General features: G+C 23.0%; 10 protein-coding genes. 4 read left to right on the forward strand and 6 right to left on the reverse strand.

What is annotated here, in order from left to right:
* Positions 1-58: 58 nt before the first annotated feature.
* The 5 genes from rpsA to serS all read right to left on the reverse strand — a co-directional run bounded on the left by rpsA (position 59) and on the right by serS (position 6491).
* Positions 59-1738, reverse strand: coding sequence for a 30S ribosomal protein S1 (gene rpsA, locus RJT62_RS01300; RefSeq protein ID WP_343153244.1), 1680 nt, complete (start codon positions 1736-1738; stop codon positions 59-61).
* A 116-nt stretch (positions 1739-1854) separates the two neighbouring features.
* Positions 1855-2538 (reverse strand): (d)CMP kinase, encoded by a 684-nt coding sequence (cmk, locus tag RJT62_RS01305; protein WP_343153245.1) that lies wholly within the window; start codon positions 2536-2538, stop codon positions 1855-1857.
* Between the two features lie 168 nt (positions 2539-2706).
* Positions 2707-3993, reverse strand: coding sequence for a 3-phosphoshikimate 1-carboxyvinyltransferase (gene aroA / locus RJT62_RS01310; protein WP_343153247.1), 1287 nt, complete (start codon positions 3991-3993; stop codon positions 2707-2709).
* Between the two features lie 72 nt (positions 3994-4065).
* A complete protein-coding gene (serC, locus tag RJT62_RS01315) occupies positions 4066-5151 on the reverse strand; it encodes a 3-phosphoserine/phosphohydroxythreonine transaminase (RefSeq protein WP_343153249.1) in 1086 nt (361 codons plus the stop codon).
* Positions 5152-5192: 41 nt separating this feature from the next.
* Entirely contained in the window at positions 5193-6491 is a 1299-nt protein-coding gene (serS, locus tag RJT62_RS01320; protein WP_343153251.1) for a serine--tRNA ligase, read from the reverse strand.
* A 388-nt stretch (positions 6492-6879) separates the two neighbouring features.
* On the opposite strand from serS, the gene trxB reads away from it, so the two are divergent.
* The 3 genes from trxB to aspS all read left to right on the forward strand — a co-directional run bounded on the left by trxB (position 6880) and on the right by aspS (position 10444).
* Positions 6880-7842: a thioredoxin-disulfide reductase gene (trxB, locus tag RJT62_RS01325; RefSeq protein ID WP_343153253.1), complete on the forward strand. Its 963-nt coding sequence runs from the start codon at positions 6880-6882 to the stop codon at positions 7840-7842.
* Between the two features lie 60 nt (positions 7843-7902).
* The gene (gene infA / locus RJT62_RS01330; RefSeq protein WP_343153255.1) at positions 7903-8121 is read left to right on the forward strand and encodes a translation initiation factor IF-1; all 219 of its coding nucleotides are present in this window, start codon (positions 7903-7905) and stop codon (positions 8119-8121) included.
* Positions 8122-8695: 574 nt separating this feature from the next.
* On the forward strand, positions 8696-10444 hold the full coding sequence (gene aspS / locus RJT62_RS01335; protein ID WP_343153256.1) for an aspartate--tRNA ligase: 1749 nt from the start codon (positions 8696-8698) through the stop codon (positions 10442-10444).
* 1283 nt (positions 10445-11727) lie between these two features.
* Here aspS and pyk read toward each other — a convergent pair.
* Positions 11728-13170 carry a pyruvate kinase gene (gene pyk, locus RJT62_RS01340; protein WP_343153259.1) on the reverse strand — a complete coding sequence of 481 codons (1443 nt, stop codon included), beginning with the start codon at positions 13168-13170 and terminating at the stop codon, positions 11728-11730.
* A 345-nt stretch (positions 13171-13515) separates the two neighbouring features.
* Here pyk and zwf point away from each other — a divergent pair, with 345 nt between their 5' ends.
* On the forward strand, positions 13516-14985 hold the full coding sequence (zwf, locus tag RJT62_RS01345; RefSeq protein ID WP_343153262.1) for a glucose-6-phosphate dehydrogenase: 1470 nt from the start codon (positions 13516-13518) through the stop codon (positions 14983-14985).
* Positions 14986-14989 lie beyond the last annotated feature (4 nt).

Genomic DNA, 14989 nt, shown 5'->3' on the forward strand with positions numbered 1-14989 from the left:
TTCAAAAAATTTTAATTTAAAAAAAATTTATTACTTTATTTAAATCTAATAACAAAAATTACTCACTATTTTTTGCTGCTTTAAATGCTTCAAACATAATATTAGAAAATTTTTCATCTTTTAATTTTAATTTTTTTACATTATTTATTTTTTTTTCTTTATTTTTTTCTTTTTCATGAATAGAAAGATAAATAATCCTATTTTTTCTATCGACATTATTAACTTTTACCGAAATTATTTGACCTATTTTATAAATATTCGTTTTTTTATTTTTATTTGGATTTTCTATAATTTCTGAAAGTTTTATGATTCCTTCTAGATTATTTTCTAAACTAGCAATAATACTTTTATTATCAATTGAAAGTATTTTCCCTGAAATTATCAAGTTTTTTTTGCTAATATTTATAAATTGATTTAATGGATCTTCACTTAATTGTTTAATTCCTAAAGAAATTCTTTCTCTATCAGAATCAACTTGTAAAACAACGGCCTTAATTTCATCTGTTTTTTTATATTTTTGAACAGCAATTTCTCCAGGAATTGTCCAAGAAATATCTGACAAATGAACTAAACCATCAATTCCTCCCTTTAAACCTATAAAAATTCCAAAATCAGTAATAGATTTAATTTTTCCAATAACATGGCATCCTTTTTGATGAGTTTCAGAAAATTCTTTCCAAGGATTTAACGTACATTGCTTTAACCCTAATGAAATTCTTCTTCTTTCTTCATCAATATCTAAAACCATGACTTTCACTTTATCATTAACATTAACTACTTTAGACGGATGTATATTTTTATTTTTCCAATCCATTTCCGAAACATGAACTAATCCTTCTACACCTTCTCTGATTTCAACAAAACAACCATAATCTGTCAAATTTGTTACTCTACCTTTTAACTTAGTTCCTTCCGGATATTTTTTAGCAATTTCTACCCAAGGATCTTTCCCTAATTGTTTTAATCCTAGTGAAACTCTAACTTTTTCTCTATCAAATTTTAAAACAATTACTACAATATCATCTCCTATACTAACAATTTCGCTAGGATGTTTTACTCTTTTCCATGCCATATCTGTAATATGTAGTAAGCCGTCTACACCACCTAAATCTACAAATGCTCCATAATCTGTTAAATTTTTAACTATTCCCTTAACCTTCACTCCCTCTTGAAGACTTTCTAACAATTGATTTCTCTCAGCACTATTTTCTGATTCAATAACCGCTCTTCTAGAAACAACTACATTATTTCTTTTTTGATCTAATTTAATAACTTTAAATTCCAATTCTTTTCCTTCGAAATGGATGGTATCTCTAACTGGACGAACATCTACTAATGAACCTGGTAAAAAAGCTCTAATATCATTTAGTTCAACAGTAAAACCTCCTTTTACCTTTCCATTAATTATTCCAACTATTGTTTCAGAATTTTCATAAGCTTTTTCCAGTGAAATCCAAGCTTCATGCCGTTTTGCTTTTTCTCTAGAAAGTATTGTTTCTCCAAAACCATCTTCAATAGCGTCTAGTGCTACATCAATAATTTCACCAACGGAAACTTCTACTTTTCCTTTAGAATTTTTAAACTGTTCAATTGGAATAACCGATTCGGATTTTAATCCTGCATCTACCAATACCATATCTTTATTGATTGCAATAACGGTTCCTTGAATAATTGATCCAGGTTGAGTTTTAATCTCTTTAAGAGATTCTTCAAATAATTTTGAAAAAGATTCAGTCATATTAATAGTTCTTTAGAAAATTCATGTTAAATTTCTAATTAGAATCCTTCTAATTAAATATTTTTTATATTTATTTATAATATCCATTTCATAAAACCATAAATTAAATGTTCTTTTTAAACATTTTTTTTATATTTTTTATATATATGATCCATGCATAATGCAAGTACTTCTTTAATAGTCATATTTGTTGAATCAATAATTATAGCATTTTTTGCAGGTACTAAAGGAGAAATAGTTCGAGTATAATCTCTGTTATCTCGTTTCTTCATTTCTAAAAAAAGTTGATTTGTATCAATATAAAAACCTTTCTTCTTTAGTTCTAACATTCTTCTATTGACACGACTAATTAAATCAGCTTTTAAAAAAAATTTTATTTTAGCTTCTGGAAAGACAACTGTTCCCATATCTCTTCCATTAGCTACTAATCCAGGAAACTTTTGAAACATTCGTTGTTTTTTTAACAAAGCTTTTCGTACGTGAGGAATCATGGCTAATTTTGAAGCAATGTTGCTTACTTCTTGAAAAATGATTTTTTTAGATATGTTTTTCCCATTAGAAAAAAATAAAAAATTATTTTTTTTCTTTAATATTTTAAATTTTAAATTTTTCGAAATTGAAATTAAATCTACATCTAAAATAGATATATTATTCTCTATTACTATTAATGCTAAAGCTCTATAAATGATTCCTGATTCTAAAAAAAACCAATTTAATTTATTTGCTATAGCTTTACATATAACACTTTTTCCGGCCCCACTGGGTCCATCTATAGTAATTACAGGAGCAAGTATTTTCATTTTTTTCTCCTGTTAAAACCAAATTAGTGTATTTTAATTATAAATATTTTTTATTTTATATTTTTTAAATCTTTACTAATTTAGTTATTTAAGATTATTTTTTTTTAAAGTACCTAAAATATATTATATAAAAAAAAAAATACAAATGAATTAATGTAATTTAAAAAATTAATTGTAAAAACTAATTTTTTCAAATTCAGTAAAATAAGAAGGAAACGTTTTATCTACACAATTAGGATCTAAAATAGTTACTGAGATGTCGGATAACGCTATGAGCGAAAAACACATAGCTATACGATGATCATTATAAGTATTAATTTTTGATTTCACAAATTTTGAAGGGGGTTCAATAAAAATATAATCTTTTCCTTCTTCAATCTTTGCTCCTATTTTTTTTAATTCTGTAGCCATGGCCGATAAACGGTCACTTTCTTTTAATCTCCAATTGTATACATTTTTAATCTTAGTTATTCCATTGGAAAATAAAGCTACCATTGCTATAGTCATTGCTGCATCCGGAATATGATTCATATCTAGTTGTACAGCATTTAATTTATTTTTAGTACAAGAAATAAAATTTTCTCCCCAACTAATATTTGCTCCCATTTTTTTTAAAATATTAGCAAAATCAATATCTCCTTGAAAAGCGTTTTTTCCAATACCGTGGACTTTGACAGTTCCTCCTTTAATAGCAGCAGCTGCTAAAAAATATGATGCTGATGAAGCATCTCCTTCTACTAAAAATTTACCTGGACTTTTATATTTTTGATTTCCTTTAATAAAAAATGAAGAATATTCATTTTTTTTAACTAAAACACCAAATTTTTCCATTAATTTAATAGTTAAATCTACATAAGGTTTAGATACCAATTTCCCTGAAATAAAAATTTTTGTATCATTTTTTGATAAAGGCGACGCTATTAATAAAGAAGTTAAAAATTGACTAGAAATATTTCCTTTGAGATAAATCTCTCCTCCTACATATCCTCCTTTAATATGAATTGGAAGAAACCCATCTTTTTTAAGATATCTAATATCTGATCCTCCTTGTCTCAGCGCATTTACTAAATGACCTATTGGTCTTTCAAGCATTCTAGGTTCGCCTGTTAAAATTATATTATTTTTTTTTAATGAAAAAATAGCTGTTAAGGGCCTTACTGCTGTTCCTGCATTACCTAAAAAAAGAGTAGTTTTTTTTAAAATTTGAAAAGAATTTATATTTCCATGAATTATACAAGATTTATTGTTATCAAATAATTTGTATTTAATTCCTAAATTTTGCAATGCTTTAAGCATATATTTAGTATCATCACTATCTAATAAATTACTTATAGTTGTTTTTTTATCCGATAAAGCAGATAAAAGTAATATTCTATTAGAAATGCTTTTCGAACCGGGTAAATAAACTTCTCCATTTATTTTTTTTATAGATCTTAATTTTATTTTTTTATTCATAATATAAAACTCAAATATTTATTAAAATTTTATTTTTAAAATTGTTATAAAATCTTCAAAAACAATTAAAATTTATCGATATTTTTTTTCAAAGTAAGTCATAAAACTTATTAACTTTTGAATTCCCTTTATAGGCATAGCATTATAAATAGAAGCTCTCATTCCACCTACTATATAATGACCTTTTAAGGCATATAATCCATGAGAAAAAGCTTCTTTTAAAAAAACTTCATTTAGTTTTTCGTCTTTCAAATAAAATGAAATATTCATAAATGACCTGTATTTTTTACTAATATTATTATAATAAAAATCAGTATCATCTATTTTTTCATAAAGTAATTTTGCTTTTTTCTCATTTTCTTTTTCTATTTTTTTTATTCCTCCTTTTTTTATTAGCCACTTAAAAACTAAACTAGCCAAATACCAAGAAAATGTAGCCGGCGTATTAAACATAGATTGATTGTCTACTGCAACTTTATAATTTAAAAAAGAAGGCACCAAAGATTTTTGATCTTTAACTAAATCTTTTCTAATAATGACTAAAGTTATACCTGCTGTAGAAATATTTTTCTGAGCACTAGCATAAATTAGACCATACTTATTAATATCTATACATCTAGATAATATGGTTGAAGAAAAGTCTCCTATGATTATTTTATTTGAAAAATTCGGTTCTTCTTTTATTTCTATTCCTTCAAGAGTTTCATTAGGACAATAATGAATATAACTTGATTTTTTATTTAGTTTCCATTTTAAAGAAGGAAGAACATCTTTAATATTATTGTTAATTTTAACAATATTTATTTTTTTGGGTAAACAGTACTTTTTAGCTTCTAAAAAAGCAGCTTGAGACCAGTAACCGCTACAAATATAATCAGCATATTCATTTGATTTTATCAAATTCATAGGAATAGCAGAAAACTGAGCTCGTGCGCCACCTGAAAAAAATAAAACATGATAATTACTTGGAATGTTCATTAAGAATCTTAAATTCTCTTCACATTCATTTATCATTTTTGTAAATTCAAAACTTCTGTGACTAATTTCAATAATCGAAACCCCTAAATTTTTCCAATTGTAAAATTCTTTTTTGTATTGAATTAAAACATCAGTAGGAATCATCGAAGGACCAGCACTAAAATTATAAATTTTATTCATATAATTCACCAGTATCTTTTAAAAAACATATAAAAATATTATTAAGATAATATTTTTAATCCGTTCATGTATTTTTTTTGTAATACTTTTGGAACTTCAATTGTTCCATTTTCTAATTGATAATTTTCTAATACTGCTCCCAACGTTCTACTTAGAGCTAATGCAGAACCATTTATAGTATGAAGTAGTTTTTTTTTAGTTTTATCAGAAACACTAATATACCTTGATTTCATCCTTCTTGCTTGAAAATCAGACATGTTAGAACAAGAAGATATTTCTCGATATTTTTTTTGAAATGGAAACCAAACTTCTAAATCATAAGTTTTTGTAGAAGAAAAACCTAAATCATTAGGACATAATTGCACTTTTCTATAAGGTAAATCTAACAACTTTAATATTTCTTCAGCATGCGAAGTTAATTCTTCTAATGCTTTCATTGAACTTTTAGGATGCACAATTTGTACTATTTCTACTTTTTCAAATTGATGCATCCTAATTAACCCTCTAGATTCTTTTCCATAAGAAGGATTCTCTAACCTAAAACAGGGAGTGAGAGCCGTTAACATTATAGGTAATTCTTCTTTACTAACAATTCTATTTCTTACCAAATTTGTTAAAGGAACTTCTGCAGTCGGAATTAACGTATATTGAAAATTTTGACTATTTTTTTCGGGAGATTGAATATGAAATAATTCTGAACTAAATTTAGGTAGTTGTCCAGTACCATACAAACTTTCAGAATTGACTATATATGGTACATAAGTTTCTAAATATCCATGTTTAATAGTATGAATATCTATCATAAATTGACTTAAAGCTCTATGCAATAAAGCAATTTTTCCTTTCATAATAACAAATCTTGAACCTGAAATTTTAACCGAAGATTTCCAATCTAATCCTTGTAATTTTTCACCTAACTCAACATGATCTTTGATCTTAAAATCAAATTTTTTAATTTTACCCCATTTTATTATTTCTTTATTTTTGTTTTTTAAACAATTTAAAATAGTATCTTCTGATGGAAGATTAGGAATTTCATTATAAATTTTTAATAATTTTTTTTTAAAATATTTTAATTTTATTTGACATCTTTGTAATTTTTTATTTATTTTTAAAACTCTATCTTTAATTTTTAACGTTTCTTTGTTTTCTTTTTTTAAAATTCCTATTTCTCTGGATAAAACATTCCGAATAGCTTGTAAATTTTCAGTTTTTATTTGAAAATTTTTTCGATTTTTTTCCATCTCTTTAATTTTTTCAGTTTCTAAGATGAATCCTCTAATCAACAATTTTTTTTTTAGAGAATCTAGTTGATAGCGTAGTAAATTTTGATCAATCATAATATCAATATTTTCTTGTTTGGTTAATGTTCTAATTATAATATAATATTTTTAGATACAAAAAAATATTATTATTATTTATAAAGAAACAAAAAATATTAATTTTTAACATTTATTTAAATTTAGATAAAAATTTAAAAACAATTTTCATCAAAAAAATATCGGGAATTTTAAATAGTTTTTTAAAAAAACATTTCTATTTATATAGAGTATTTATTCTATATAATTTAAATAAATAATAAACGTTTTAAATAACTGTTAAAAAAAAAAAATCATGTTATAATTTTTTACTTAAAGTTATTAAAAACTTTTTTTCAAGAACAAGAACTATTAATTTCCTAATTCTTAATAAAAAACTAAAAAAATATTTTTTAGAGAAAAATATAAAATGAAATTATTAAAAAAAAGAAAAATAATTATTATAGGATCTGGACCGGCCGGGTATACTGCTTCAATCTACGCTGCTAGAGCAAATTTAAAACCTACTTTAATTACCGGAATAGTTCCAGGCGGACAATTAACAAAAACTGAAAATATTGAAAATTGGCCAGGAGATATAAATTCTATCCCTGGAACACTTTTAATGGATCGTATGAAAAATCATTCTTTAAAATTCAACTCTGAAATTATATCTGATAATATATTAAGTGTAGATTTTAAAAGTTTTCCTTTTAAATTATTTGGAGAAGAATATAACTATTCTTCTAGTTCTGTAATTATTGCAACTGGAGCATCGGCTAGATATTTAAATATAAAATCTGAAAAAAAATTTCTTGGAAAAGGAATTTCAACTTGCGCAATATGCGATGGTTTTTTTTACAAAGATAAAGAAATTGCAGTCATAGGAGGAGGTAATACCGCTATAGAAGAAGCTTTATATTTATCAAATATTGCGTCTAAAGTTTATTTAATTCATAGAGGATCAAAATTTACTGCAGAAAAAATTTTAGTCGATAGACTAAATAAAAAAATTCAAGAAAAAAAAATTTTTACATATATGAATCATTCGGTAAAAAAATTTGTAGGAAATAATATTGAATTGAAAGAAATAAAAATTATTTCTACAAAAGAAAATCTTTTTACTAGCAGAATTAATGTTTCAGGTGCTTTTATTTGTATAGGAAATATTCCAAATACAAAAATGTTTAAAAAACAGTTGCAAATGAATAATGGTTATATAAAAACGAATTTTTCCAATTTTCATGGATACAAAACTCAAACAAATATAAAAGGAGTTTTTGCTGCCGGAGACGTTACAGATCATATTTATAGACAAGCAATAACTTCATCAGCTAGTGGCTGTATGGCTGCTATAGATGCAGAAAAATACCTTCAAATTTCTTCTATTTAATTCATTTAAAAATAAAAATCTTAAAAAAAATAATAAAAATATATCTTAATCGAGAAAACTATGTCAAAAGAAGAAAATATAGAAATGCAAGGAATTGTTGTAGATACCCTACCTAATACTATGTTTCGTGTAAAATTAGAAAATAATCATTTAATAATAGCTCATATATCAGGAAAAATGAGAAAAAATTATATTCGAATTCTTACTGGAGATAAAGTTACTGTACAATTAACACCTTATGATCTTAGCAAAGGAAGAATAATTTTTAGAAGTAGATAAAACACTTTTAAATATTCTTAATTTAAAATTAAATTAAGCGATAATTTATTAAATTATTTATTTGGTACAAAAATATATTGATATAAATTTTTTTTAGGGAAAAAACATTTTTTTTAATTTTTATTTTTTCAAAAAAAACAAAAATTAATTAAAAATAATAGTTTTTATATATAAAAAAATATTTTCATAATTTTAAAAAATATTTTTATATAGTATTTAAAATAAGATATAAATACACCTGAAATAAAATTTGCATATTTTTTTTGTCGAATTCTAAAAATTATATTTTATATGTACGTAAAATATTGTTTTTTAAAAAATAGTTTTCTTTTAACTATTTAAAAAATTTTTATTTTTTTAAAAAAAATATGTAACTACTAATTTTTTACTTAATGGTTTACAATTATTTAAAAATTTAAAATCTTAATTTAATTATTTTTATGTTTAAAATTAAAATATAACTAGAATTTTTTTTATTTGATGAACAAATACATTCATTTAAATATTTTTATAAACTTATAAAAATAAGATATAAATATTAATATATCTGATAAAAAAAATAAGTAGGATTGATATGCGAACAAAATATTGTGGACAACTTAGATTATCTGATCTAGAAAAAAATGTACGATTATGCGGATGGATTAAAAAAATAAGAAACTTAGGTAATATTATTTTCGTAGACATGAAAGATAAAGAAGGAATTGTTCAAATAGTTTTTGATTCAAAAAATTCAAAAACTTTTTATAAATCTACTTTTTTAAAACAAGAATCTTGTATTCAAATTTTAGGAATAGTTAAAGAACGAAAAGAAAAAAACAAAAATTTTTTTTTACCTACTGGAGAAGTAGAAGTAGTAGTCGAAAAACTAAAAATTTTTAATATTTCTAAACCATTTCCGTTAGATTTTAACCATAAAAATAATGAAAAAATAAGACTAAAGTATCGTTATTTAGATTTAAGAAATGAAAAATTGTTTAACAATTTAAAAATCAGAAATAATATTTCAATATTAATTCGAAATTTTATGCAAAAAAATAATTTTTTAGACATTGAAACTCCTGTTCTAACGAGATCAACCCCAGAAGGAGCAAATGATTATCTTATACCTAGTAGAATCCATAAAGGAAAATTTTATGCACTACCTCAATCGCCTCAATTATTTAAACAATTGTTAATGATATCAGGATTCGATAAATATTATCAAATTGCTAAATGTTTTAGAGATGAAGATTTAAGGTCTGATAGACAACCGGAATTTACTCAAATAGACATTGAAATGTCGTTCGTAACAAACAAAAAAATACGTCAATTAATTGAAAAATTGATTCGTAGAATTTGGAAAAAAACTATTAATTTTAATATTAAAAAATTTCCTATTCTTACATATCATCAAGCAATAAACACTTACGGATCGGATAAACCAGATTTGAGAAATCCTCTAAAATTAACTGAACTCAGTAATATTTTTAAATATGATTTTTCTTTTTTTAATTTAAATAATAATAAAAATTATAGAGTGGCAGGTTTGCATATTTCCAATATCTTAAAAATAAGTTTAAAAAAAATAAAAAGCTACGAAACTTTCGTTAAAAATTATAATATTGAAAAATTACATCTGATCAAAATATTAGATATATCTAGTAAAAAAAATAAATTTAAAAGTTCCATAAAAGCTATACTTTCGACAAAAAAAATTGAAAAAATATTAAAAAAAACAAATTTTAAAAATAATGATTTGATGTTTATCATTGGAGGTAAAGAAAATATTGTTAATTTCGCTTTAGGAAAACTACGAGAAAAAATAGGAAAAGATTTTTTTTTACTTAACAAAAATACTTGGAAACCCTTATGGATAACAGATTTTCCTATGTTTAAAAAAGATGATTTTGGAAATTTTCATTCCATTCATCATCCATTTACTGCTCCTAAAAAATACAATATTAAAGATTTAAAAAAAAATCCAGAAAATATATTGTCAAATTCCTATGATCTTGTCATTAATGGATATGAAATTGGAGGTGGTTCTATTAGAATCAATACTGAAGAAATGCAAAAGACTATTTTTGACATACTAAAAATTTCTAATCAAGAACAAAAGAAAAATTTTGGATTTTTTTTAAAAGCATTAAAGTATGGTACTCCACCTCACGGAGGAATCGCTTTAGGATTAGATCGAATAACGATGCTGTTGACAAATAGCAAAAGTATTAGAGATGTAATAGCATTCCCTAAAAGTACAAGTGCTACTTGTTTAGTTACAAAATCTCCGAGTAAAATAAATAATTTAGAATTAACAGAATTAGGAATAAAAAAAATATAAAATCCATTTATTTTTTGCATTATTTAATTTCAAAAATAAATAACTTAAGTAATTACTATTTTTTTTAAAATTGTTAAATAAAGAAATAAATTCTAATATTTTTGAGTTTTTATTTAACATAACTTTTATACATTAAATTTACTTTTTCTTAAAAAAAAATTTATTTCAATGCTAATATAAAAAATATATTCATTAAATAAAATTAAAAAATTATAAATACTGAACTTTTCATACTTTTAAAAAAGTAAATAATTTCACTAATATAAAACTTAATTTATATAAAGATATGTACATTAGTTCATGAATAAAATCTTTAAATATTATATGTAAATTCTTTTATAAAATTTTAAAAAACAAAAAAATTTGTATGTTTAAAACTATACGCAAGAAGAAAAACATTTTATTTTTCAAATATAAAATTTCTAAAAAAAATACGTTAAGAAAAAATTTTCCTAAAAATAATGTTTTTATTAAAAATATTTATGAAATTATACAGTCAAATAATAATTTAAATAATTTTAAAATAAGAAAAAAAAAATTGCTAAGAAATTAGATAATTAAATAAAAAAAATTTCTAAAATGGAATATTTTTAAATTACAAATTAAATTCTTTTTTAATTTTTTAAAAAATACAAAATAAAAACTAAAAATTTTAGACATACGAATTTAATATAAAAATATTAATTGCTATTTAATAGATAAAATAAAAAAATTATTAGTAAAAAAAAGATTTTTTTTCTTTAAAATTAAATAATTTCTCTAGTTCTTAAAAAATATAGAAATTTATCTTCATTCAATTTAGATTAATTGTATTTAATCAAAAAAAAGATTCTTCCTCATAAAAAATTAATTTAAAAGTTTCTTTTAATACTTCAGTGTTTTCAGTAAATAATAAAGATATTTTAAAAGATAGACATTTAAAATCAGCTGGAAATTATATTTTAATATAACACAGAAAGATATTTTTAATTAGATATGTGCATTTAAAAAAATATTAATTAAATAAGGAAATAAAATAAATAAAGAAGATACGGTTATCCTTTCTGTTAGCACTAGAAATTCAACAAGTTCTCATTCATATTTTAAAATATAAATAAATAACATTTCAGTTAATTCAACATCAAAAAAAAAATTTATTAGACTTTCCTGCTAAAAAATAACAATTTATATTGTATATATGCAACTGAATTTAAAAAATGTAAAAAATAAATTTATAAAAAAATAATTTATTTTATTAAGAGTTAACTATATTAAAAAATATATTTAATTCTTAATAAAAAATGTTATTTTACTTTTAAAATTCTATTTGTATTTGTTTTTCCTGATTGATGCGATACATCTCCTTGTGTAATAATAACAAGATTACCTTTTCTTAAAAATCCTTTTTTACATAATAAATCTATAGCTTGATTGGAAGCATTTAATCCAGTTTCTGTGCTATTAAAATAAATTGGAATCACTCCTCTATATAAAGAAACTATTTTTAATGTTTTTATATTTCTTGACAATGCAAATATAGGTAATCCAGAAGTGATCCTTGATGTCATTAAAGATGTTTTCCCAGATTCTGTTATTGTAATAATAGCAGAAATTCCTATTAAATGATTAGCAGTATACATAGCCGACATTGCTACTGCTTCCTCTATATTAGTAAATTTTACGTCAAGACGATGTCTAGAAACGTTAATACTAGGTATTTTTTCTGCCCCCCGACAAACATTTGACATTTTTAATACTGTTTCTACAGGATATTGTCCCGAAGCTGTTTCTGCTGATAGCATAACAGCATCACTTCCATCTAATACTGCATTAGCAACATCCATTACTTCTGCACGAGTTGGAGTTGGATTTGATATCATTGATTCCATCATTTGCGTAGCCGTAATAACAATTTTATTTAATTGACGAGCTCTTCGAATTAATGTTTTTTGTACTCCTACTAATTCTGGATCGCCTATTTCAACCCCTAAATCTCCTCTAGCTACCATAATAACATCTGAACATGTTATAATATCTTCTATAATTTTTATATCAGAAACTACTTCTGCCCTTTCAATTTTTGCTATAATCTTTGCATCGCTCCCTGCTTTGGCTGCTAACTTTTTTGCTAAGATTATATCTTTTGAAGATCTTGGAAAAGAAATCGCTAAATAATCAATTCCTATTCTTGCCGCTAACTTAATATCGAGTTTATCTTTTTTTGTTAATGCTTTTGCTGAAAGTCCTCCTCCTAATTTATTAATACCTTTATTATTAGAAAGATATCCTCCTATCATTACTTTAGTAAATATTTTTCTTTTAACTATTTTTAAAACTTTTAATTGGATTTTTCCATCATCTAATAATAAAATATCTTCTGGTAATAAATCCAAAGGTAAATCATAATAATCTATGCCTACTGATTTCAAATCTCCTTCGTTTTTTGGTAAATCTGAATCTAAAATGAAAGAATCATTAAAAGATAATAATATCTTATTTTGTTTAAATTTAGAAATTCTGATTTTAGGTCCTTGCAAATCCCCTAATAAAGGTACATATAAACCTAATTTTTTAATTAAAAAATTAGCTTTTTCAGCTCTTAATATATGATCTTTACTACTTCCATGAGAAAAATTTAACCTTAACATATTAGCTCCAGCTAATAATACTTTTTCTAAAATTTTTTCATTATCTGTGGATGGTCCCAAAGTAATAACTATTTTAGTTCTTCTCATTCTTTTTGGCATTATAATCTCATTATTCTCGACTAATTTAATCTTTAAATAACTAAAATATTTTTATTAAAAATAAATATAAATATATTTTAAAAAAATACATTACAATATATAGTACACATTAAATTAGTATATATCTATATCTTTTAAAAACTTACAAAAACAAAAAATAAAAATTTAATAAAAAGTAAATAGATTTAATGAAAATTACTTTCAAGATAATTTAAACTATATAATAGTATGATTAAACTATTTATTAAATAATATTTAAAAAACAAAATTCATTTGTTCATAAATTTAATTTATTACAGATTTTAAAATTAAAAAATAAATTTCATCTAAATACAAGGTTAAAATATGCACATAGAAAAAAAAGAAAAATTATATGATTTAGTAATTTTTGGTGCCAAAGGAGATCTTACTATAAGAAAATTATTACCATCTTTATATAAATTAGAAAAAAATGAAAAAATTTTTAAAAACACAAGAATTATAGGAATAGGAAGAGCAAACTGGAATAGAATTGAATATTTTAAAATTGTGAAAAAAGCATTGATAAATTATTTACATTTTCCTTTAGAAAAAAAAGTTTGGAAACTATTTAAATCCAGAATTTTTTTTTATAATTTGGACATAAATGAAAATGTTTGTTTTGAACAATTGAAGAAAATTTTAAACCCTACTGAAAATATTACAATTTATTATCTGGCAATGCCAGCTAATACATTTGAAACAGTTTGCAAAGGACTAAACTTTTTTAATTTAAATGGAAAAAATACTAGGATAGTTATAGAAAAACCTATAGGAGATTCTTTTAAAAGTTCTGAAATTATCAATAAAAAAATAAATACATATTTTAAAGAATCTCAAATATTTAGAATAGATCATTATTTAGGAAAAGAAACTATATTAAATTTATTATCATTGAGATTTGCAAACACATTATTCTTCAATAACTGGAGTAATAAAATTATCGATCATATTCAAATTACTGTTTCGGAAGAAGTTGGTATAGAAGGAAGATGGAAATATTTTGAAAAAACTGGTCAAATAAAAGATATGGTTCAAAATCATTTATTACAAATATTATCAATTATTGCTATGTCTCCTCCAAAAAGTTTGAATGCAAATGATATAAGAAATGAAAAAGTGAAAGTTTTACAATCTTTACGTCTTATAAATCGGCAAAATATATTAAAAAATACAGTTTTAGGACAGTATTCTTTTGGAATGATTAATGGAAAAAAAATTAAATCTTATTTAAATGAAGAGGGAATAAAAAAAAACAGCTGTACTGAAACTTTTGTTGCCATACGAACAAAAATTGATAATTTTCGTTGGAAAGGAGTTTCTTTTTATTTAAGAACAGGAAAAAGATTGCCTAAAAAATGCTCAAAAATAGTAATTTATTTTAAAAAAATGCCTATTAACTTATTTAATCATTCTTGTATAAATATTCCTCAAAATAAATTAACTATTCATTTAGAGCCTAATGAAGGAATAGATTTTCAAATAATTAACAAGATTCCTGGTTTGCAACCTAAATACTTATTAGATACTGTTAAGTTGAATTTTAATTACTCAAAAACTTTTTCTAAAAATTCTCTATCAGATGCTTATGAACGATTATTATTGGAAAGTATGACGGGAAATCAAGCTTTGTTTGTTAGTCATAAAGAAATTAAAGCTTCTTGGAAATGGATAGATGCAATAACTAAATCTTGGTTATCTACTAATCAAACTCCTATTTTATATAAAGCAGGAACATGGGGGCCAGAAAAAGAATCAAATGAATTAATTAATCAAGACAATCAAAATTGGGATTAATTAA

Source organism: Buchnera aphidicola (Mindarus keteleerifoliae) (genome assembly GCF_039392895.1).
Classification (GTDB): Bacteria; Pseudomonadota; Gammaproteobacteria; order Enterobacterales; family Enterobacteriaceae; genus Buchnera_A; species Buchnera_A aphidicola_A.

What these genes read in the sequence shown, in the direction of transcription:
- trxB (WP_343153253.1), top strand. Translation starts at nt 6,880, where the DNA reads ATGAAATTATTAAAAAAAAGAAAAATAATTATTATAGGATCTGGACCG.
- aspS (WP_343153256.1), top strand. Translation starts at nt 8,696, where the DNA reads ATGCGAACAAAATATTGTGGACAACTTAGATTATCTGATCTAGAAAAA.
- rpsA (WP_343153244.1), bottom strand. Translation starts at nt 1,738, where the DNA reads ATGACTGAATCTTTTTCAAAATTATTTGAAGAATCTCTTAAAGAGATT.
- aroA (WP_343153247.1), bottom strand. Translation starts at nt 3,993, where the DNA reads ATGAATAAAAAAATAAAATTAAGATCTATAAAAAAAATAAATGGAGAA.
- serC (WP_343153249.1), bottom strand. Translation starts at nt 5,151, where the DNA reads ATGAATAAAATTTATAATTTTAGTGCTGGTCCTTCGATGATTCCTACT.
- pyk (WP_343153259.1), bottom strand. Translation starts at nt 13,170, where the DNA reads ATGCCAAAAAGAATGAGAAGAACTAAAATAGTTATTACTTTGGGACCA.
- serS (WP_343153251.1), bottom strand. Translation starts at nt 6,491, where the DNA reads ATGATTGATCAAAATTTACTACGCTATCAACTAGATTCTCTAAAAAAA.
- zwf (WP_343153262.1), top strand. Translation starts at nt 13,516, where the DNA reads ATGCACATAGAAAAAAAAGAAAAATTATATGATTTAGTAATTTTTGGT.
- cmk (WP_343153245.1), bottom strand. Translation starts at nt 2,538, where the DNA reads ATGAAAATACTTGCTCCTGTAATTACTATAGATGGACCCAGTGGGGCC.
- infA (WP_343153255.1), top strand. Translation starts at nt 7,903, where the DNA reads ATGTCAAAAGAAGAAAATATAGAAATGCAAGGAATTGTTGTAGATACC.